This window comes from Streptomyces sp. NPDC058092, from assembly GCF_042884935.1.
Taxonomy (GTDB): domain Bacteria; phylum Actinomycetota; class Actinomycetes; order Streptomycetales; family Streptomycetaceae; genus Streptomyces.
Map to the genome: position 1 here is coordinate 41722 of NZ_JBHVSY010000034.1, position 18932 is coordinate 60653.

Annotated in this window: 21 protein-coding genes and 1 pseudogene; 12 read left to right on the plus strand and 10 right to left on the minus strand. The window is 70.1% G+C overall.

Annotated features, from left to right (window positions below; translation table 11 throughout):
* Positions 1–16 precede the first annotated feature (16 nt).
* The 4 genes from sbnB (at position 17) to ACFVV1_RS36460 (ending at position 4816) form a co-directional block, all read left to right on the plus strand.
* Positions 17–1015, plus strand: coding sequence for a 2,3-diaminopropionate biosynthesis protein SbnB (sbnB, locus tag ACFVV1_RS36445; protein ID WP_389998628.1), 999 nt, complete (start codon positions 17–19; stop codon positions 1013–1015).
* The gene (locus ACFVV1_RS36450; RefSeq protein WP_389998631.1) at positions 1012–2334 is read left to right on the plus strand and encodes an MFS transporter; all 1323 of its coding nucleotides are present in this window, start codon (positions 1012–1014) and stop codon (positions 2332–2334) included. Before sbnB ends, ACFVV1_RS36450 begins: the two co-directional genes overlap by 4 nt.
* Entirely contained in the window at positions 2306–3517 is a 1212-nt protein-coding gene (locus ACFVV1_RS36455) for an ATP-grasp domain-containing protein (protein ID WP_389998634.1), read from the plus strand. The genes ACFVV1_RS36450 and ACFVV1_RS36455 overlap by 29 nt, the downstream gene beginning before the upstream one ends.
* 153 nt (positions 3518–3670) lie before the next feature.
* Positions 3671–4816, plus strand: a complete 1146-nt coding sequence (locus ACFVV1_RS36460) for a MalY/PatB family protein (RefSeq protein WP_389998637.1) — start codon at positions 3671–3673, stop codon at positions 4814–4816.
* Positions 4817–5955: 1139 nt separating this feature from the next.
* On the opposite strand, the gene ACFVV1_RS36465 is transcribed toward ACFVV1_RS36460, so the two are convergent.
* Both ACFVV1_RS36465 and ACFVV1_RS36470 read right to left on the minus strand, forming a co-directional pair.
* Positions 5956–6081, minus strand: coding sequence for a hypothetical protein (locus ACFVV1_RS36465; RefSeq protein ID WP_351073232.1), 126 nt, complete (start codon positions 6079–6081; stop codon positions 5956–5958).
* A 9-nt stretch (positions 6082–6090) separates the two neighbouring features.
* A complete protein-coding gene (locus ACFVV1_RS36470; protein ID WP_389998732.1) occupies positions 6091–6498 on the minus strand; it encodes a cytosine permease in 408 nt (135 codons plus the stop codon).
* A gap of 259 nt (positions 6499–6757) precedes the next feature.
* On the opposite strand from ACFVV1_RS36470, the gene ACFVV1_RS36475 reads away from it, so the two are divergent.
* Entirely contained in the window at positions 6758–7117 is a 360-nt protein-coding gene (locus tag ACFVV1_RS36475) for a hypothetical protein (RefSeq protein WP_389998639.1), read from the plus strand.
* A gap of 42 nt (positions 7118–7159) precedes the next feature.
* On the opposite strand, the gene ACFVV1_RS36480 is transcribed toward ACFVV1_RS36475, so the two are convergent.
* Entirely contained in the window at positions 7160–7540 is a 381-nt protein-coding gene (locus ACFVV1_RS36480) for a hypothetical protein (protein ID WP_389998642.1), read from the minus strand.
* Between the two features lie 363 nt (positions 7541–7903).
* Here ACFVV1_RS36480 and ACFVV1_RS36485 point away from each other — a divergent pair.
* Both ACFVV1_RS36485 and ACFVV1_RS36490 read left to right on the plus strand, forming a co-directional pair.
* Positions 7904–8092, plus strand: a pseudogene (locus ACFVV1_RS36485) (alpha/beta hydrolase family protein); the annotation flags it as partial.
* A gap of 289 nt (positions 8093–8381) precedes the next feature.
* On the plus strand, positions 8382–8858 hold the full coding sequence (locus ACFVV1_RS36490) for a Rieske (2Fe-2S) protein (RefSeq protein WP_389998645.1): 477 nt from the start codon (positions 8382–8384) through the stop codon (positions 8856–8858).
* Here the strand turns inward: ACFVV1_RS36490 and ACFVV1_RS36495 are convergent.
* Positions 8855–9538 (minus strand): cysteine hydrolase, encoded by a 684-nt coding sequence (locus tag ACFVV1_RS36495; protein WP_389998648.1) that lies wholly within the window; start codon positions 9536–9538, stop codon positions 8855–8857. The genes ACFVV1_RS36490 and ACFVV1_RS36495 overlap by 4 nt on opposite strands.
* A gap of 110 nt (positions 9539–9648) precedes the next feature.
* Between ACFVV1_RS36495 and ACFVV1_RS36500 the strand changes: the two genes are divergently transcribed.
* Entirely contained in the window at positions 9649–10125 is a 477-nt protein-coding gene (locus tag ACFVV1_RS36500) for a pyridoxamine 5'-phosphate oxidase family protein (protein WP_389998651.1), read from the plus strand.
* A 74-nt stretch (positions 10126–10199) separates the two neighbouring features.
* Here the strand turns inward: ACFVV1_RS36500 and ACFVV1_RS36505 are convergent, their stop codons facing one another.
* Positions 10200–11114 (minus strand): LysR family transcriptional regulator, encoded by a 915-nt coding sequence (locus ACFVV1_RS36505; protein WP_389998654.1) that lies wholly within the window; start codon positions 11112–11114, stop codon positions 10200–10202.
* A gap of 74 nt (positions 11115–11188) precedes the next feature.
* Between ACFVV1_RS36505 and ACFVV1_RS36510 the strand changes: the two genes are divergently transcribed.
* Positions 11189–12238, plus strand: coding sequence for a DMT family transporter (locus ACFVV1_RS36510; protein ID WP_389998657.1), 1050 nt, complete (start codon positions 11189–11191; stop codon positions 12236–12238).
* Here the strand turns inward: ACFVV1_RS36510 and ACFVV1_RS36515 are convergent.
* Complete coding sequence (locus ACFVV1_RS36515; RefSeq protein WP_389998660.1) at positions 12229–13560, minus strand: aminotransferase class I/II-fold pyridoxal phosphate-dependent enzyme; 1332 nt, start codon at positions 13558–13560, stop codon at positions 12229–12231. The two genes, ACFVV1_RS36510 and ACFVV1_RS36515, sit on opposite strands and share 10 nt — an antisense overlap.
* 35 nt (positions 13561–13595) lie before the next feature.
* Between ACFVV1_RS36515 and ACFVV1_RS36520 the strand changes: the two genes are divergently transcribed.
* Positions 13596–14291: a pyridoxamine 5'-phosphate oxidase family protein gene (locus ACFVV1_RS36520; protein ID WP_389998663.1), complete on the plus strand. Its 696-nt coding sequence runs from the start codon at positions 13596–13598 to the stop codon at positions 14289–14291.
* Positions 14292–14349: 58 nt separating this feature from the next.
* Here the strand turns inward: ACFVV1_RS36520 and ACFVV1_RS36525 are convergent, their stop codons facing one another.
* The 3 genes from ACFVV1_RS36525 to ACFVV1_RS36535 all read right to left on the minus strand — a co-directional run bounded on the left by ACFVV1_RS36525 (position 14350) and on the right by ACFVV1_RS36535 (position 17219).
* Complete coding sequence (locus ACFVV1_RS36525; protein ID WP_389998667.1) at positions 14350–15306, minus strand: DMT family transporter; 957 nt, start codon at positions 15304–15306, stop codon at positions 14350–14352.
* Positions 15307–15467: 161 nt separating this feature from the next.
* Complete coding sequence (locus tag ACFVV1_RS36530; protein ID WP_389998669.1) at positions 15468–16496, minus strand: DMT family transporter; 1029 nt, start codon at positions 16494–16496, stop codon at positions 15468–15470.
* A gap of 153 nt (positions 16497–16649) precedes the next feature.
* The gene (locus ACFVV1_RS36535; protein ID WP_389998672.1) at positions 16650–17219 is read right to left on the minus strand and encodes a Clp protease N-terminal domain-containing protein; all 570 of its coding nucleotides are present in this window, start codon (positions 17217–17219) and stop codon (positions 16650–16652) included.
* Positions 17220–17466: 247 nt separating this feature from the next.
* Between ACFVV1_RS36535 and ACFVV1_RS36540 the strand changes: the two genes are divergently transcribed.
* Both ACFVV1_RS36540 and ACFVV1_RS36545 read left to right on the plus strand, forming a co-directional pair.
* Positions 17467–17688 (plus strand): hypothetical protein, encoded by a 222-nt coding sequence (locus ACFVV1_RS36540; protein ID WP_389998675.1) that lies wholly within the window; start codon positions 17467–17469, stop codon positions 17686–17688.
* A gap of 61 nt (positions 17689–17749) precedes the next feature.
* Positions 17750–18181 carry an SRPBCC family protein gene (locus ACFVV1_RS36545; protein WP_389998678.1) on the plus strand — a complete coding sequence of 144 codons (432 nt, stop codon included), beginning with the start codon at positions 17750–17752 and terminating at the stop codon, positions 18179–18181.
* Positions 18182–18272: 91 nt separating this feature from the next.
* Here ACFVV1_RS36545 and ACFVV1_RS36550 read toward each other — a convergent pair whose 3' ends face one another.
* On the minus strand, positions 18273–18884 hold the full coding sequence (locus tag ACFVV1_RS36550) for a PadR family transcriptional regulator (RefSeq protein WP_389998681.1): 612 nt from the start codon (positions 18882–18884) through the stop codon (positions 18273–18275).
* Positions 18885–18932: the final 48 nt, after the last annotated feature.

Consider the following 18932-nt stretch of genomic DNA (forward strand, 5'->3'; position numbering starts at 1 on the left):
CGACGAAAGGAATCCGATGACGACCTTCTCAGTCCTCACCGGCACGGTGATCACCGAGTTGCTGGCCGGACAGGAACGGGTCGTGATCGACCGCGTGCGGGAGGCCTACCTGGCGCACGACGAGGACGACAGTGTCAACCCGGACAGCTATTTTCTCCGCTTCCCCGCGAAGCCCGACTCTCGCATCATCGCTCTGCCCGCCTACCTAGGCGGTGACGTGAACACGGCCGGCATCAAGTGGATCAGCAGTTTCCCGGCCAACGTCACCAAGGGCGAGCCGCGCGCCTCGGCAGTACTGATCCTCAACGACTACGCCACCGGACGACCGTTCGCCCTGCTGGAGGGCGCCGGCATCAGCGCCGTACGCACCGCCGCCTCGGCCGCCCTCGCGGCTACCGCCCTCACCACGGCCCAGCCCGCCACAGTCGGTGTAGTGGGAGGCGGGGTGATCGCCCGCACGATCTGTCAGTACCTGTACGCGGCCGGCGTCGCGCCGGCGGAGATCCGTTGCCACGACATCGATCCCATGTCGGCCGCCGCGCTCACCAGCCACCTGCGAGAGCGGTACGCCGTCACCGCGCAGGAGACGGAGCTGCTCGCCGCCCTCGACTGTGATCTGGTGCTCTTCGCCACCACCGCACTCTCCCCCTACGTGCCGTCCGAATTCCGTTTCCGCGCCGGCCAGCTGGTGCTGAACATTTCGTTGCGCGACCTGGCGCCGCAGACGCTGCTCGCCGCCGACAACGTCTTCGACGACGTCGAGCACTGCATGAAGGCGAATACCTCCCCGCACCTGGCCGAACAGCTCACACGCGGGAGGGCGTTCGTCACCGGGACCCTAGCCGGGGTCCTGCGCGGCCGGGTGAGCCTGGCCCCGGACCGGCCCACCGTGTTCTCGCCCTTCGGCCTCGGCATCCTCGACCTGGCTGTGGGGCACTGGCTGTACGAGAGGGCGGTCCTGGATGACCGGCTGGTGCGGCTGCCCGACTTCTTCGGGGAGTCGCGCCGGTGGTGAGCAACAAGGACGCCGCGCTGCAGAAGGGCACGGTTCCCGGCGCGGGCGAACAGGCTTTCACCAGCCGCCAGCTGACCGCGCTGGTCGTGGCGCGCGCGACGAGCAGCGCGGGATTCTTCGCGGTACTGCCCTATCTCGGGCTCTGGCTGATGGACGACCGGGGGCTGTCCGGAGCCTCCGCCGGCCTTGTGGTGGGCGCGTCGATCCTGGCCAACAGGGCGGGCGGGTTGCTGCTGGTGCCGCTGATCCACCGGCTGGGGCTCAAGGCCTCGGTGGGGGTCGGCTATCTGGGAGCCGTCGTAGTGTTCGGCGTTCTCGGCATGGGCCTGCGGATGCCGACGTACGGGTGGCTGGTGCTCGCCGTACTCGTCGGCCTGTTCCTGGCGATGGCGACAACAGCGATGAAGGCTCAGGTCGCCGCGTTCTCGGCGGATCAGAGACTGCGAGGCTTCAGCTACCTCAACATGGCCGTCAACGCCGGCTCCGCGGTGGGACCGGTCATCGGAGGCCAGTTGCTGGAGTGGCACGCCGACCGGCTGCCCCTGTCAGCCGCATTGCTGGACCTGGTGGCGTTGGCCGTAGTGCCTGCGCTGCCGGGCAAGTGGCGGGCCTCCATCGGCGCCGGTGCGGCGACGTCGATCGGCGGAACAGGCCGCCGCCGGCTGCCCAGCCGGCGCTTCGTCACCTTCATCCTCCTGACCTGCGGCACCTGGGTGGCTTACGCACAGGTATTCGACGTGCTTCCGGCGTATCTAGGGGACGTGATCGATACCCGTAACGTGGGCTTGGTGTTCGCCCTGAACGCCCTATTGGTGGTAGCGCTACAGATACCGGTATCCGCTCTCTCGCGCCGGTTACTGAAGCGCCCACGAGTCGGCTTCGGTCTGCTGTGCCTGGCGGCGAACACGGTCCTCGCGCTCGCGGTCGTGATGTTCGGCCTCGGCCGCTCGGCCGGACTCGGCCTGGCCCTCGCGGCCATGGTGCTCTTCACGCTGTCCGAACTGGTGTGGAGTCCGTTGTACGACACCCAGGTCGGCGAACGCCGTGGGCAACTGTCCGCCACGGCCGCGTACGCGGTGGCTGGCGTTGCGTGGGGTACGGCGGAGTCGGTCGGCGCGTGGCTCGGCCTGCTCCTGGTCGTGCACCGCTCCGGAGACGGCGCGCTGCCCAGCGCGGCGGCGATGCCGTACTGGGGTGGTGCCGCGCTGGCCCTGCTCACTGGTCTGGCCCTGTCCTGGGGCGGCCGCACCAAATCGAAGGAACCGCTTCGCGGTCACGAAGGGAATGTCCATGACGTGGATGTGTCTGCTCGGGCCTAGCCCCGGGGGAACCAGGGCGATCGCGCTGCACGGTCACCGCGCAGTGGTGCTGGTGCCGCCCGGTACGGGTGTGCCCCCCGGGGTCGCGGCACACGCGGAACGCGTTGTCTTCTGCCCGATCACCGACTACGGCGCGGCTCGGGCTGCCGTGGACCGCCTGGTGGCCGAGATGGGCCCACCACGGCTGGTGGTCTCCTTCACGGAGTTCGCCCAGGAAGTCTGCGCTTGCATCGCCGCGAACCTCGGGCTGCCCTCGGTAGCCCCTGAGGCGGCGGCTCGTGCTCGCGACAAGGCCATGATGCGGGGCCTCCTCGCCGACACCCCGTATGCGTGGCCACATGCTGTCGGCGCTCCGCCCGAGGTTGCCGCTGCCGTGCGCGCAGAATCCGACGGCTTCCGCTGGATCATCAAGCCGAATGAGGGGGCGGGCAGCGCCGGCGTCACGGCACTGGAGTCGTACGCCGATCTCGACCGGTGGCTGACGAGGGTGGCCACCGAGGATGACGGGAACACGAAGCGCTACATCGTCGAACACGCCGCCGACGGACCAGAGTTCAGCGTGGAGTCTGTGAGCGGAGACGGAGAGCACACTGTTCTGGCGATCACGTCGAAGCGGACAACCGGCAGCCCCGGCTTCGTGGAGATCGGACACGTCGTGCCGGCCCCGCTGACCGAGTCCGACGCCGAGCGGCTCCAGGACGCGGCACGATGCGTCTTGGACCGGCTGGATATCCGCTACGGCGCGAGCCACACCGAACTGCGGCTCGACCCGGTACACGGTCCGGTCGTCATCGAGACGCACACCCGGGTCGGAGGCGACTGCATCCCGGAGCTCGTCGAACTCGCCACCGGCCAGGACCAGTACGAACGCGCGGTAGCCGCCCTCCTCGGCGCCGGTCCGGCGCTCCCGCCGACCCCGACCGCACCGGCTGCGGCAATCGGGTTCGTCATTCCCCCTGCCCCCGGCACGCTCACCGCCCTCTCCATCACCCCGGTGCAGGGCGTTCTTCGCTGGGACTTCGAACACGCCCCAGGCCATGACCTGACCGAACTCCGCAGCTCGGAGGACCGTATCGGCTACGTCATCGCCCTCGGCGCGACACCAGCAGACGTGGCGGAGACCATCGCCAAGGCCACTGCCGGTGTCCACCTCCAGGTCGCCCCGACCGCCCACTCGGAATGACGCGAAGCCAGGCAGCGGGCACCACGCGCACCAGCACATCCCAGGCAGGTCTGCCGTCGGCCTTCGCGGACCGGCCAGGCCGCGCCCGGCGGACACGTCTGGGCGAACGCGGATCCGCGCAGGACAAGCCATCCATGACTGGAGAGACAACCTATGTTCGACGACCTCGACGTCCACGCACTGTCCAATCGCCCAGGAGTCAAGTGGAACCGAGTCGAGCCGGACGTGCTTCCGGCGTGGATCGCGGAGATGGACTTCCCGCCCGCCCCCTGCGTGCGTGAGGCCTTGCTCCGGTGCGTGGAGAACGACCTCGGTTACCCCTCCTGGGACGGACGGCCTGCGGACAATCCCCTGCGGACCGCCTTCGCCGAGCGCATGCGACAACGCTACGGCTGGGCGCTGGACCCCTGTCACGTAAGGGAGTTCACCGACATCAACCAAGGCCTTCAGGCCGTACTGGGACTCGCCACACGGCCGGGGGACGGCATCGTGGTGCACACACCGACCTACCCACCGTTCCTGGAGACGATCACCAAAATGGGGCGGCGCCTCCACGCAGTTCCGTACACACCGGACAACGAGAGCTGGGCATTCGACGCTGACCGGCTGAACCGGGAACTGGAAGAGCGAGCTTCCAGGGTGCTACTGCTGGTGAATCCACATAATCCGACGGGGCGCGCACTGCATCGCGAAGAGCTGGAATCGGTGGCCCGGCTCGCGCTGCGCCACAACCTGCTGGTCATCGCAGACGAGATCCACTCTGATCTCGTCCACGCCCCCCACCGGCATATCCCGTTTGCCTCCCTATCGGCCGAGGTCGCCGCACGCACAGTGACCCTGACCTCGGCTACGAAGGCGTTCAACGTGCCGGGGGTACGCTGCGCCGTCGCCCATGTCGGTGCGGCCGAGGTGCGCGCGGCCCTGGCGAACCCCAGCCACCTGTACGGCGAGCCGAACACCTTCGGTGTCGCAGCCACGCTGGCCGCCTGGCGGGAAGGGGAGGCATGGCTGTCCCAGCTGCGGCCGGTTCTGGCGCGTAACGCCGATCTCGTACGGGAGGAACTCCCATCCGGTGTGCGTTACCGGACCCCTCAAGCCACATTCCTCGCCTGGCTGGACTGTCGCGACCTGGAACTGGACACCGACCCGCACACCTTCTTCCTGCACAAGGCCCGGGTCCTGCTCAACGACGGCCGCTCATTCGGACCCGGAGGCGAGGGCTTTGTACGACTCAACTTCGGGACATCACCGGATATTCTGCGGGAGATGCTGCGTCGCATGCGACGGGCCCTGGACTGACGCGCAGCCCGCGGGGCCGCACGCCACGGACTCCCGGCCCCCGCGGCCGTCATCTCCACTCAGCCCTCCCCGCTCGACGCCTGGGCCCGCCCCCTACGCGCCGACGCAACTTCGATACGCGCTCGCGGCGCCCTCACGCACCCGCAGCTCGCGATCGCCGCGCCCCACCTCCCGGCAAGCCTCGGGCCGGAGCGCATCCATGCCCGTGACGACCCTTTCATCACCCGCCGAACGTCGCCCCCGTGGCCCGCCCGCTCACTGATGCACCTCGCGCCGTTACAGCCACCCGCGCTTCACAGTCCGGAACAGCGAACCGGAACCGAGCAAACCTCGTCGACCACCACTCAACCGGGCCTACCCCCGAACGCAGAGACCCCCGCCGGAACGCGCCGACGGGGGCCCACAGCCCCTTTGAGCGGGGTCCTGGCCGCAACTGTCCGACCAGATGGAAGACCCCCGGGCCGCGTAGCGTTTGAGGCCAGGCCGACATTCTCACGAATCACAAATCGCGAAAGCGAACTGTCTGCCCCACGGTTCGGCCGTTCGTTCCGCACGCGTGCTGTCGCGAACGGTCCCCGGCTCTCCCTGAACCTCGGCCGCAGCAGGCTCGAACACTCCGCAGCTGGAACACGCTGTCAGCCCAGAACAGTCCGACGAGCATCGCCATCTCTCACGCGGTGTCACACGCATATCACCAACCCTGTAGACGCTCTCACACCGCAGGGCCCTGACCTGGACTTACGCTATTGTCCTGGACCAGCTGGACCCTTATGGGCGGTTTCTACGACATGTGCCAGGTGGGACCGTCACGGCCCAGGTCGGGCAGCCGTCTCACTATCAGTGGCCGGACGCAGTGCCTTCGCAGGGACGGGTACGCACAGGGCGGAGATTTTGGAGCCGAGATCACCCCTGGGATTCCGGCTGAGCGCCCGCTACAGTCACTCAGCGTGCCTGCGGCAGCGCCAAGTTTCGTCTCCCGCCGTCCGTCACTGCGGCCCTCCTTGGGGAGAATCTGGGGAGGATCAGCGCTGCTGGGGAGCGTCTGGGGAGAATCGACTACATAAGACGGCACGCCCCTGAAAGACCCTGAAAGATTCATCTGCGCTGGTCAGAGGCGACTGAAGCTGCATCGCTCCAGGTCAGCGCGACGTGGTAGACAACTTCATGACATAGGTGCCGAGGTCGTCGGCCTCGACGATTCCGGGCAGAGATCCGCCCTCCCGCAAGGGCGTGACGTAGCGGGTCGCTGTGACTTCGGTGAGCATTTTCCCAGGCTATCCGGCGCCCGGACACCACGAACCACGGCTCGGCCCGGGAGGCATCCCGCGCAGGCACGGGCAGGCGCGCCATCGCCGAGCCCGCGACCGGCCTTCGCCACGAGAGAGCGCGGCGAGCGCGGCAGCCGCCAGGTCATGCGCGATGTGACAGATACAGAGGATCCAGCCGGTGACGGCGATGTTCGCCTGGTTGCCGCGGATGCCGAACATCACGCAGGTGATCACTTCGCCGGGGGTGCCGGAGGCCGGGCCGAACACGGCCGGCAGGCCGACCGGCGCCCAGAACAGGTTGGCCACGAGGATCACTGCGAGGGCCTGCCAGAGACCGAGGCCCATGAGTATCAGTGCGCCACCGACCACCAGGTTCGGGTAGTTGACGTTCGCCGCCGCCCAGCCGGCGAACAGTCCCCGTGCCCGGCCGTTCCGTTCCGTTCACGCTCGGGAATGTGGTCGATGCCGTGGGCCTCGACGCGTCCGGCCTGATCGGAGACCGGCCCGATGGCGGATGCGTCGGTGTGCGGCTCGGGAATCGTGGAATCCATAGGGCCCCCGGGCGCTGGGCGTATCCCGCTTGCCTGCTTATTGGTCGCACACTTGAAAATGTCGTCGGTATGTCGTCCAGCATTCAGCGGAAGCGGATTCGGAAGTCGCCGTCGGCGGTGACGTGACGACCCACGCGGTGCACACCGCCGGCGAGATGTCCGTCGGCGGCGCGATCGCGGCCGAGGTCGTCTACGGCTACTACAACGACCGGACGCTCCAGGCGGGCACCGTCCGCGCCCGGCTGGTCATCGAGGACGAGCACTGCACGATCGCCGAGGTGCAGGCGGACACTCACTTCGATCTGGACGACTACCAGCAGGGGTACGGCGACAGCGTACAGGAGCAGTTGCGCGACCTGTTGGCGGACGAGGTGTTCGGCAACGAGGAGGACGAGGAGGAGCAGCTGGACCGGACACTCCTCTTCGCCCGCTTGCGCGCGGGCGAGCCGGTGTTCCGCGCGGGGGAGGCGACGGCCCACTGACGGGGCGTCGTCACCGCCCCGGCCGACCCGGCGACGTAACACCTACGAACGCAACGCTGCCAGCACTCGGCTGCGAAGAAGCTCGTACTCCGCACGGAGCCGCACGATCTCCGCAGGCCGTTCGATCACATCCCCGCCGACAACTGTCTCGTCGGGGCCGAACTGCTCGCGCGTGAGATCGACTTCGATCCCCATGCCCAGACGGTTCCACCAGTGGTAATCGACGCGCTCGCCGTCGACGTGGACCTCGCCGCGGATCAGCTCACCGCCCAACAGGTCGTGCACCAACAGGGCGGTGACACCGCATTGGTCGCGTGCCGGGTTGTCCGGGGTCCAGTGCGGACGGTGGGCCGGCGTCGTGGTGTCCGCGCCCCACCCGCCGCGAATGGCCTGCTCAAGGTCGTTGAAGTTGGTCAGCGTCATGCCGCTCAGCCTCGCAGACGCCTCTGACAATCACCCGCGACCGATCACACGTGACCCATCACACCCGACCGATCACACGTGACCTGTCACGCGCGGCGCCGGGTCTCCCGCCGGTCCGGGCCAGTGCCGGAACCGGGACCGAAGCCGGGCCGAAACCAGGGGCCGGTCCATCCGCATTCCGCCTGTCATGGTTTCTCCACGACGACACCGTTCGGAGAAATCGGTGTACGAAGACCGTCCGACGGCCGCTCCGGACGACCAGATCGACGTGCTTCACTCGGCTGCCGCGCAGTAGCCCGCGCTGAACCTGACGCGCGTCGCCTGCGCGGCCGGTCACTCAGCGGGTACCTCGCGGCCACCGCCGTGCTGCGCCGGCCGGAGGTCTTCCATGCGGCGGTCGCTGGTGCGGCGCCGACCGACCGACGGCTCCACGACACCCATTGGGAGGAACGGTTCCTCGGCCACCCGGATGTACTTCCGGAGAATTACGCGCGCAATTCACTGCTCCCGCAGGCGGCCGGGCTGACGCGCCCGCTCATGCTGGTGCACGGTCTTGCCGATGACAATGTGGCCGTCGCCCGCATGCTGCGGTTCTCCGCCGCGTTGCCGGTCGCACACGCTGCTGCCGTTGTCCGGGGCCGGCCATCTGGTCACCCAGGAGGAGACGGCGGGCAATCCGTTGCTGCTGGACCGGGACTTCCCCAAGGAGTCCCAGGCGCGTTGAACACGGGGGTCCCGCTGCACGTACCCCTGATCGGACACGGACGTTGTGAGCACCGAGGTCGTAAACACAGAAGTCGCGGAATCGACAGTCGCGAACATCTCAGAAGGGAATGCCGGAATGAGCGCATCGCAGGACCACGAGGTCCGTCCCGGACGTCGGGCCGTCGTCGCAGCGGTCGGGGCCGTCTCGGTGGCTGCCGTACTCACCGCGTGCGGAAATGAGAAGGGCTCGGGGGGTTCGGATGCGGTCAAACCGGCCGCCGGCGGAAGGGACGGCGGCGCCGCCGGCGGAAGGGACGGCGGCGGGGAGGCGCTGGCGAAGACCGCCGACATCCCGGAGGGCGGCGGAAAGATCTTCGCCGACCGGGGCGTCGTGGTGACGCAGCCCGAGGCCGGTGACTTCAAGGCGTTCTCGTCGAAGTGCACCCACCAGGGGTGCGCCGTGTCGAGCGTGTCGGACGGCACCATCAACTGTCATTGCCACGGCAGCAAATTCGACCTGAGGACGGGCAGCGTGACGGCGGGGCCGGCGCCCCGGCCGCTGCCCGCCAAGGCCATCACGGTCAAGGGCGATTCGATCACTCTCAAGTCCTAGTTGTATCGCCCCGTCCGGCCGCGATCCGCCGGACGGGCCCCGGTCCGCCCTCGGCTCAGCCAGCAGCCGAGCACATCATCAGTGGTCGTGATGGTGGCGACGAGGGCGAGTGTGTTGCGGATCATCGCGGGGGTGTAGTCGGCCGGCACCCCCGCGATGGCGTCGGACGGCACCACTGCCGTATAGCCGAGATTCACCGCGTCGAACACGGCGTTGGGGACGGCGACATTGGCCGAGACCCCGGTGACGACGAGCGTCCGGCAGCCGAGGTTACGGAGCAACGCGTCCACGTCCGTACCGGCGACGGGCGAGAGGCCGTGCAGCCGGCGCACGACGAGGTCCTCGTCCGCCACCTCGATGGGCGCGGCGATCCGTACCGCCGTGGTGCCCGAGTGCTGTTGTACGGGCAACCGGCCGGCGGCCCGGAACAGGCGGGCGTTGTTGTTGGCTCCCCGCCCGTCGGGGCGGCGTTCGGCCACCGCGTGCAGTACCTGGACCCCGGCCTCGTGGGCGGCCGCCACCAGCCGGGCGACTCGGTGGAGGGCCCCGGAGGACCTGGCCTCCTCGGCCAGCTCCGGCAGGGCGCTGTCGAGGCCCACGACACCTTGCTGGCATTCGACCGTCAGAAGCACGGTGGTGGCCGGATCGACCTGCTCGGCGAGCTGTTCCTTCGACGGCACGGCTGCCCCTTTCGGTGGCGGATCGGGCGCGCGAGGCTAACCGGCATTGCGTGACGAGGGAAGAGGCCCCATGCTTTCTGACACATAGTCAGCTACCGGGAGGGGCGTCCATGGCCGCCATTCAGCAACGGGGCCGTCCGATCATGATGACGGACGCGGAACGCGACACCTATCTCGCCGAGCAGCGGACCTGCCGGGTCGCCACCGTGTCCGCCGACGGCCGCCCGCACATCGGCGCCCTCTGGTTCGCCTGGGACGGCACCTCCCTCTGGCTGTACTCGATCACCCGCAGCCTGCGCTGGTCCCAGCTGCGCGACGACCCGAGGATCGCGGTGGTCGTGGACGACGGGGTGGAGTACGCGGATCTGCGGGGCATCGAACTCTCCGGCGAGGCCGTCCCGGTCGGCGAAGCACCCCGCGCCGGCGAGCCCTGCCCCGAACTCGACGTGCCGGAGCGGCTGTTCGCGGCGAAGTACTTCGGGATGCACACCATGCCGCACGACAGGCGGCACGCCTGGCTGCGGCTCACCCCGGAGGCCATCACCTCCTGGGACTTCCGGAAGCTCGCAGGGCTGTCCTCGACGTGAGCGACCTCGACAGGGGAACGTGAGCGGCCTCAAAAACGTGAGCGACGTCGACGGGAGAAAACCTGCGCCCCGGCCTACGCCGTCGGCGCATCCATCTCCCGGCCGGCCGCCCGCAGCGCCGTCACCGCCGCCCTGATCGACGGACGCCGGTCCGCGTCGGTGCGCCACACGGCATGGACGTGCCGTCGCATCTTCTGCCGTACGGGCACGAGCCGCACCCCGTCGGGCACCGGTCCACGGCCCAGCCGAGGCGCCACGCAGACCCCCATCCCAGCGGCGATCAGGGCGAGTTGGGTGTGATGCTCGCCCGCCAGATGCGCGATGCGTGGTTCGATGCCCTTCGAGCGCAGGGTGAACATCAGCCAGTCGTAGCAGAACTCGCCCTCGGGCCAGGACACCCAGTCGTCGTCGGCGAACTCCTCCAGATCCACCTCCGCCCGGTCCGCGAGGGGATGGCCGGCCGGCATCGCGACGTCCGGTGCGTCGTCCAGGAGTTCGGCCTTGGCCAAGCCACCGGGCACCGGCAGCCGCTTGTTGCTCCAGTCCAGCACGACCGCCAGGTCGATATCGCCTCTGATGACCGCACGGATTCCGTCCTCGGGCTCCAATTCCCGTGTCCGTACTCGCAGTTCGGGGTGGTCGGCGCGCAGCGCCTGCAGCGCCGCAGGGAAGAGCCCGCGCGCGGCGGTCGGAAAGGCGGAGAGCCGTATCTCGCCCACCACCTCCCCGCGCTGCGCCTCGATGTCGGACTGGGCCAGCTCGACCTGGGACAGGATCCGGGCCGCGTGGTCGGCGAGCAGCTGACCGGCGTCGGTGAGCCGGACCCCGCGGCCGTTCTTGGCGAGGAGCTGCTGGCCCACCTCCCGCTCCAGCTTCGACATCTGCTGGGAGACCGCCGATGTGGTGACATGCAGCCCCTCGGCGGCACCGCTGACCGAACCGTGCCGGGCGAGTGCGTCCAGGGTGCGCAGGCGCTCCAGATTCAACATGTAAGCAATACTACGCTGATTCCCGCACAAAATCTCACTTGTCCTACACTATTATTTTCGTCATCGTTGACCGCATGAGCGCGCCGGTCACACCGAGAACCCCTCCTCCCGCCAAATCCTCCGCCCCGTCCCGGCGTACCGGGACGGCCACCCCCGTCACCACCCCGGCACCCGCCACCCCGGCACCCCTCGCGACGTCCGCTTCGGCCCCGGCCGCGCGGCCGGGGCTGGACTGGCGGGTCCGCTTCGGAGCGCTCTCCCTCATCTGGGGCTTCAGCTTCCTTCTGATCAAGGTCGGAACCGAGGGGTACGCCCCGTTCCAGGTCACTCTCGGCCGCCTCCTGGCGGGCACGGCCGTGCTGGCCGTCGCGATGGCGGTACGGCGGGAGCGGCTGCCGCGCGGTGCCCGCACGTGGGGGCATCTGGCCGTCGCCGCGTTCTTCCTGAACGCGCTGCCGTTCTCGCTCTTCGCCTATGCCGAGCTGACCATCCCGTCCACCCTGGCCGGAATCTGCAATGCGACCTCGCCCCTGTGGGGCATGGCGCTGTCGCTCGTCGCACTCTCGGAGGACCGGCCGACCCGTCGCCGCGTCGCCGGACTCGGGCTCGGTTTCCTGGGTGTACTGACCGTGCTGGGCGCCTGGCAGGGCTTCTCCGGGCTGGACTTCAGCGGTACGGCCATGGCGCTGCTCGCCTCCCTCAGCTATCCGATCGGCTGGATCTACGTCCGCAGAACGCTGGCGGGCAGCGGTTCGTCCACGCTCTCCCTGACCGGCAGCCAGCTGTTTCTCGGTACGGTGCAGATCGCTCTGGTGACCCCGCTGTTCACCTCGGCCCCCGACGGATTCCCCCTGCTCCCCACCCTGGCCGTGGTCGCCCTGGGGGCGCTCGGTACGGGCCTCGCGGTGCTGGTCCAGTACGGCCTGGTGGAGGAGGTCGGACCCACGACCGCGCAGATGGTCACCTACTTCATTCCGGTCATCGCCACCGCGGCCGGAGTCCTCGTGCTCGGTGAGCGGCTGAGCTGGAACACCCCGGTCGGCGCCCTCGTGGTCCTGGCGGGCGCCGCCCTGACCCAGAGCAGGGGGCGCGGCGGCAGGACCAGGACCGGGACTCAGCCGTAGTTCAGCGGTTTCGCCGGTCCGGCCGCCGCCGCCACCGCATCGGCCAGCGGCCCGATGTCGCCCTCGGTGAGCGGCGAGACGGTGAGCCGGACACCCTGGGGCGCGGTCATCCGGAACCGCGCTCCGGGCGCCACCGCCCAGCCCGCGTGCAGCAGCCGTGCCACGGCCCCGGTCTCGTCGCTGACCGGTACCCACACGTTCATGCCGCTGCGTCCGTGCGCCTCCACGCCCCGCTCCTTCAGTGCCCGCACGAGTGCGTCCCGCCGCTTCGCGTACGCCCGCGCCACCTCGCCCGGGTCGACCGCGCCCGAGGCCCACAGATGCACCACGGCCCGTTGCAGCAGTCTGCTGACCCAACCGGGGCCGAGCCGCTGCCGGCCCGACACCCGGTCGACCGTGACCGGATCGCCGGTCAGCACGGCAACGCGCAGATCCGGCCCGTACGCCTTGGCCACGGACCGCACGAACGCCCACCGGTCCGTGGCGCCCGCCAGCGGGTACAGCGGGAGATCGACGATGCCGTGCCCGTGGTCGTCCTCGATCAGGAGCACTCCGCGGTGCCCGGCGAGGACGCCCCGTAGCTCGAAGGCACGCCCGCCGCTGATCGCGGCCCCGGTCGGATTCTGCGCCCGGTCGGTGACCACGAGCGCGCGGGCACCGGCGTTCAGCACGCGCTCCACGTCATCGGGCAGCGGCCCGTCGTCGTCAAGTGCGACGGGCACGGGGCGCAGTCCCAGCGCCGGTACGAGATCGAGCATGCTGCCCCACCCCGGGTCCTCGACGGCCACCGCGTCACCGGGTTTCAGATGCGCGACGAGTACCCGCTCGATCGCGTCCAGCGATCCGGAGGTCGCGACCACGGGTCCGCCCGGCACTCCGTCGGCATCCAGTGCGGCGCGCGCGAGTGCGGCGAACTCCGGGTCCACCGGCGGCTGTCCGTACATACCGGGGTGTCGCGCATACTCGCCCGTGGCCGCCGCGAACGCCTCCCCCAGCGCGGGCAGCAGCGTCGGATCGGGGTTCCCCTCCCCCAGGTCCCGCACCCCGGGCGGCGCCTCGACCCGGAGCGAACCGCGCGCCGTACTCGCTGGGCGCGGCCGCACCCTGCTGCCCCGGCGCCCGGCAGTCTCGATCACTCCACGCTCGCGCAGCGTGCGGTAGGCGGCCGCCACCGTGTTGGGATTCACCCCCAGCAGCTCCGCCAACTCCCGCATCGGCGGCAGCACTTGCCCCGGCGCGAGGTCTCCCGAGCCGACCCCGCGCTCCACACTGGCGGCAATTTCCGATGCGCGCCGCCCGACGATCCGATACTCTCCTAGCACAAACAAGATTATGCACTAGTGCAATGGAGTACGCAATGTCGGACACCGCATCGCCGCAGACCATGGGCCCGGACACCGCGGCCGCGTACCGGCCGACCGAGCGCACCGTCCCGACCCGTTCCCGCGATCGCGCGGCATACGACCGGGAACTGGTCCACTCGATACTCGACGAGGCGTACGTCTGCCACCTCGGCTTCGTCCGTGACGGCGCACCGGTCGTCCTGCCGACGCTTTTCGGCCGGGTCGGCGAGCGGCTCTACGTACACGGTTCGACCGGCTCCCGGCCGCTGTGGGAGACCGGCCGGACCGACCCCGGCCTGCCCGTCTGTCTGACGGTGACGCATGTCGACGGGCTGGTGCTGGCCCGCTCCGCCTTCCATCACTCGATCAACTACCGCTCCGTGGTGGTCCACGGCATCGCGCGCACGGTGACCGACCCGCAGGAGCGGCGGACCGCCCTCGACGCCATCGTCGACCATGTGGTGCCGGGCCGGTCCGCGGACTCGCGGCCCGCCGACGAGAAGGAACTGGCGGCGACAGCGGTGATCCGGCTGGACCTCCAGGAGGTCTCCGCCAAGATCCGCACCGGCGGCCCCAACGATGAACCCCGCGACCTCACGCTGCCTCACTGGGCGGGCGTCGTCCCGCTCGCCCACGGCTACGCGGCGCCGCTCCCCTCGAGCGACCTCGATCCCGCGATCGGGGTACCCGGCTACATCACCGCGCTCTGAACCGTCCCAGGGCCGGACGGGTCCGCCACCGTGGCTACGGGCCCGTCCGCCCCAGCGGTCAGGCCGGTACGGCCGCCCGGCGGCGGGCGTGCGCGGCGCTGCGCGCTTCGGCGAACGCCAGCCCCGTCACGGCCGCGAGGAGCAGCAGCGTCCCGCCGACGGTCGCCGCCGTGATCTGCTCGCGGAGCACCACGACGGCGATGACCGCCGCGCTGACCGGTTCGAGCAGCATGATCACGGACACCGTCGCGGCACGCACCACCGCGGCGCCCGCGAAGTAGAGCGCGTAAGCGAGCGCGGTCGGTACCGCCGCCACATACACCAGCAGCGTCACCACCTGCGCGGGCTGAGCGGTGTGCGGTACGAGCCCTTCGGCCGCAGCCATCGGAAGCAGCCCGACGGCTCCGATCCCGAAGGCCCAGGCGCTGGTGGCGAGTGAGTCGGTGGTGCCGCCGTCGCGGCCGAGCCACCGAGTCAGCAGGGTGATCGTCGCGTAGCCGGCCGCCGAGAGCAGCGCCAGGGCGACTCCGGCGGTCCGTACCGTGGCCCCGTCGCCCCCGAGCACCAGCACGGCGAGCCCGGCCAGCGCGCCCACCACCGCGGCCAGTCCGCCGCGCCCCAGCCGTTCTCCCATGGTCAGCCGCGCACCGACCGCGATGAGCACGGGGCCCGCCCCGAGGGTGACGACGGTCCCGACCGCGAGGCCGGTCGCCTCGACGGCCGCGAAGTACGCGCTCTGGAAGACGGTGAGGCCCACGCCGGTGCCGAGGACGCGCAGCAGCCGACGGCTGCGCGGTTCGGCGGGGGCGGCTGCCCGCCGGGGCCGTAGCGCCAGCACGGCGAGCAGCAGCACGAGGCCGCCCGCGCAGCGCCAGAACGACAGGGCGAGCGGGCCCAGATCGCTGACCTCGAAGATCAGCGAGGCGGCGGCCCCGGCAGTACCCCAGGCAACACCGGCGACAATCAGATAGATGAGGCTCCGCCCGATGGGCAGGCCGGAAGCAGGATTCGACACGTGGCTTCTCCGAATGAAGACAGGACGGTGGTCGCTCGGCTCCGCACACGGGCCGCGACGGACCGCTCGGGGACTGCCCGAGCCCGGTCTTCGTCAGGAGTGGCCGCCGCCCGTGTCAGGCGGCGGGCGGCGAAAGCACGGTCGAATACATGAGCGTCACATTACGTCGCGGCGCGGCCCGTGGACAACTCCCCCTCGGCGGCGGCGCGGCCTCCGTCCGCTCCGGCGATCTGCCCGCCGCCCGGCCCTGACGCGACGGGGCCGGAGGGCGTCCGCGGTGTCGCCGACTGGGCGATGAAGGCGCCGATCAGCACCAGGGAACCGCCGATGAGCTGCGGCGCCGACAGGTGCTCACCGAGCATCACCCAGGCGAGCACGGTCGCGATGACCGCCTCGAGACAGGCGACGACACCCGCGACCGCGGGCGAGAGCAGCCGTACGGAGATCACGCCGGTGACGTAGGCGAGCACCGTCGCCAACAGCACGATCCAGAGGAGCAGAAGCCATGCCGGTACGTCCGTGCCGTCCATGCCCGCACTGCCGCCCAGAACCGACCAGTCCATGGTCCACGGCCGCGCGACCACGGTGAGAACGACCGTGCCGATCAGCAGCCCGTACGCGATGACACCGACCGGATGCGGCGGTTCCGCACCTTCCGCCCCGCCCGCGCTCCCCTGGTCCGACAGGACGAAGTAACCGACCTGACAGCAGGCGGCACCGAGCGCGAGCACCAGCCCGACCACGTCGAAGCTCAGCCCCGACCAGACCTCTACCACGCACGCGAGCCCCCCGACGGCGAGCGCCACACCGACCGCGGCGCCCCGGGTGACCGGCCGGCGCTGGACGAAGCGGACCCAGCCGAGGACGAGCGCGGGCGCCAGATACTCCACGAGGAGCGCGACACCGACGGGGATACGGGAGATCGCGGCGAAATAGAAGGCCTGCACACCCGCGACGGCGAGCAGCCCGAACCCGAGCAGCAGGACCGGCCTGCTGCGTACGAGATCCCGGTGCCGCCAGGCGACGGGCAGCATGACGAGGGCGGCGCCCGCCACCCGTAGCCACACCACGTGGAGCGGGTCGAGGCCTGCCTCGATGAGCGGCTTGGCCGCCACCCCTGAACCACCGAATGCGAACGCCGAAACCAGGGCGAGTCCCAGGCTGGCGCTTCTCCCCTGAGACGCGTGCATCGGCACATCATGACAGCTGAAGTCAGGAGCGTCACCCCGGTGACCCCTGACGTGCGCTCCCCGTCAGACGCTCGGCATCGCCGCCCTGCTCCGCCCGGCCTTCAAGGCCCCGGCCGAACCGCCACGCCGAATCGGCGCCCGCACATCGGGCCGTCAGCCCCCGGCGCCCCGCCACCCCTGGCCGGCCGCCCTCACGATCCGGGCCGCGAGCTGCTCCGCGTCGACGCCGGCCCGCTCCAGCACCTCGACGGCCCGGCACTCGTGGTCCCTGGCCAGCGCCGCGAGCAGATCGAGCCCGCCGGCCCTCTCGTCGCCCCGCAGTTCCGCCCGCTCGAGGGCTCCCGCCATCGCCGTGGCGGCCGAGGGCGACCAGCCTTCCACGCCCGCGTCCCGCACAGCGGAATCCGGGCCCCGGACGACCGGAACAGCGCCGGAGTCCTCCACCGCACCCTGCCAGCGGAGCCCGTAGCCGATACTGCGCTGGACGAGATACCCGAGCACCTTGGCCAGTTGGGGTCCGCCCTCGAAGGCCGCCCGCACCTCGGGGTCCGATTCGATGAGGGAGTGCAGCAGATGCGCCGTGTCGATCTGCCGGTCGCCGTCGCGCAGGGCGCGCCTGCGGGCACCCGTCACCACCGCGGCCAGCTCAACAGTAAGTCTGGCGTCGAGCTCAGCACGGTTCGGTGCGGGCTGCTGAGGGATCCGCGGCGTCCGGTTTTGCACACCTCTCACCCCATCAGCCCCGCAGCGCCGAAGCATCGCCGGAGGGGCCCATTTAGGCATCCCACGCAAGTTGGGCACACTCACACGGCCCCTCCTCCTTACGGATGAGATCTCGCCATTTCGGGATCCGATCCGGAAGAACGGCGCGCGCCGCCTTGCACCACGCTCCCGGAGCAACCAGGAACCGCCCCCTGTACGTCCCACAGGCCACACCACCCCCACGGCAGCCGGAAGGGAGTCTGCGGACGTGTCCTGGTTGGTCGCCTTGCCGGCGCTCGACGGGCGGGAGTACGTATACCGGGTCCACGCACCGGCGAACGCACTGCGCGCCGACCTCTTCTGGGCCGCGTTCCACTGCCATGACGACGGCCCGCACCCGCGCACCTCCGACCGGTTCGATGCCGCGCTGATCTGGCGGGCGGGGGCGGAAGGACCGGATCACACAGATCTGACGGTTCATCAGTATTGAATGTTGACGTCACTGCGGCTACGTTCCGCGACACCGTAACCCGCCGAGAAGGGGTGGTCGCATGGCCGAAGTCAGTGCAGAAGCACGCATCGAAGCGCCGACCGAGAAGGTCTGGGCCCAGCTGACGGACTTCACCGCGTACGGCCAGTGGAACGCCACCCACACCAGCTTCCCCAAGGGGGGCCCGGCGACACTCGAAGTCGCGGCCACCTATGAGGAGAACATGAAGCTCATGGGCTTCCCCGCGGAGGTGACCTGGACGGTGGCGGAGCTGGAGACCGCGCGCCTGCTGACCACCAAGGGCAAGGGGCCGATGGGCGTCAACCTGGCCATGCGCTACTCACTGACTCCCGACGGCGACGCGACCACGGTACGAATCGACGGGGAGTTCACCGGCGCGGCGGTCTCCCTGATGGCGGGCAAACTCAAGGATTCGGCGACCGCCGCGCTCGTCGAATCACTGCGCAAACTGGGTGGACTGGTCACGGCCTGACAGCCACCGGGCGGACGGGAAGGGGCCTCGCGGCTCGGCCGCCAGGCCCCTGACACTTTGCGCCTTTCACCTTGCACCTCGCCCCACGGGCTCAGTGCTCGTCGGCGAGGATCAGGTAGAGCTTCTTACGGGCGTCATTGATGACCGAGAGCGCCTTCTGACGCTGATCGGCCGAGCCGGTCTTCCAGACCTGACCGAACGCCTCCATCAGACCGAAACCGGCCTGCCGGATCTCATTGACGCTCTCCCAGTCGACTCCGCGCCCGGCCTCCTCCCAGGGAGCGTCGGGACCCGACTCCGCCTCGGTGCGACCTGCGTCGGTCAGCGTGAACAGCTTCTTGCCGCCCTCGCTGGCACTGACGATCAGGCCCTCGTCCTCCAGCAGCTGGAGGGTCGGGTAGACCGAGCCCGGACTGGGCCGCCAGGCCCCGCCGCTGCGCTCGCCGATCTCCTGGATCATCTCGTACCCGTGCATCGGCCGGTCCTTCAGCAGCGCCAGGATCGACGCACGCACGTCACCGCGGCGCGCCCTCCCCCGGCCGCCGCCCCGGCCGCGACCGCCACCGAAGGGACCGCCACCGAACGGCGGACCGAACTGCCCGAAGGCCGCCCGCCGCCCCTCGACGTCACCCCGGCCTTGATGGCCGGGTCCGCAGTGCCCATGTCCATGCCCGTGCTCATGCTCGTGTCCACGTGAACGCATCGCCACGCTCCTTCCATCGTCGATCTGTCGCGATGCGTCAACGATATA

Excerpts from the sequence above, each read along its gene's own strand:
- sbnB (WP_389998628.1), top strand. The coding sequence starts at position 17 with ATGACGACCTTCTCAGTCCTCACCGGCACGGTGATCACCGAGTTGCTG.
- ACFVV1_RS36455 (WP_389998634.1), top strand. The coding sequence starts at position 2,306 with ATGACGTGGATGTGTCTGCTCGGGCCTAGCCCCGGGGGAACCAGGGCG.
- ACFVV1_RS36460 (WP_389998637.1), top strand. The coding sequence starts at position 3,671 with ATGTTCGACGACCTCGACGTCCACGCACTGTCCAATCGCCCAGGAGTC.
- ACFVV1_RS36465 (WP_351073232.1), bottom strand. The coding sequence starts at position 6,081 with ATGCTCACCGAAGTCACAGCGACCCGCTACGTCACGCCCTTGCGGGAG.
- ACFVV1_RS36480 (WP_389998642.1), bottom strand. The coding sequence starts at position 7,540 with ATGACGCTGACCAACTTCAACGACCTTGAGCAGGCCATTCGCGGCGGG.
- ACFVV1_RS36490 (WP_389998645.1), top strand. The coding sequence starts at position 8,382 with ATGAGCGCATCGCAGGACCACGAGGTCCGTCCCGGACGTCGGGCCGTC.
- ACFVV1_RS36500 (WP_389998651.1), top strand. The coding sequence starts at position 9,649 with ATGGCCGCCATTCAGCAACGGGGCCGTCCGATCATGATGACGGACGCG.
- ACFVV1_RS36505 (WP_389998654.1), bottom strand. The coding sequence starts at position 11,114 with ATGTTGAATCTGGAGCGCCTGCGCACCCTGGACGCACTCGCCCGGCAC.
- ACFVV1_RS36510 (WP_389998657.1), top strand. The coding sequence starts at position 11,189 with ATGAGCGCGCCGGTCACACCGAGAACCCCTCCTCCCGCCAAATCCTCC.
- ACFVV1_RS36520 (WP_389998663.1), top strand. The coding sequence starts at position 13,596 with ATGTCGGACACCGCATCGCCGCAGACCATGGGCCCGGACACCGCGGCC.
- ACFVV1_RS36530 (WP_389998669.1), bottom strand. The coding sequence starts at position 16,496 with ATGCACGCGTCTCAGGGGAGAAGCGCCAGCCTGGGACTCGCCCTGGTT.
- ACFVV1_RS36545 (WP_389998678.1), top strand. The coding sequence starts at position 17,750 with ATGGCCGAAGTCAGTGCAGAAGCACGCATCGAAGCGCCGACCGAGAAG.
- ACFVV1_RS36550 (WP_389998681.1), bottom strand. The coding sequence starts at position 18,884 with ATGCGTTCACGTGGACACGAGCATGAGCACGGGCATGGACATGGGCAC.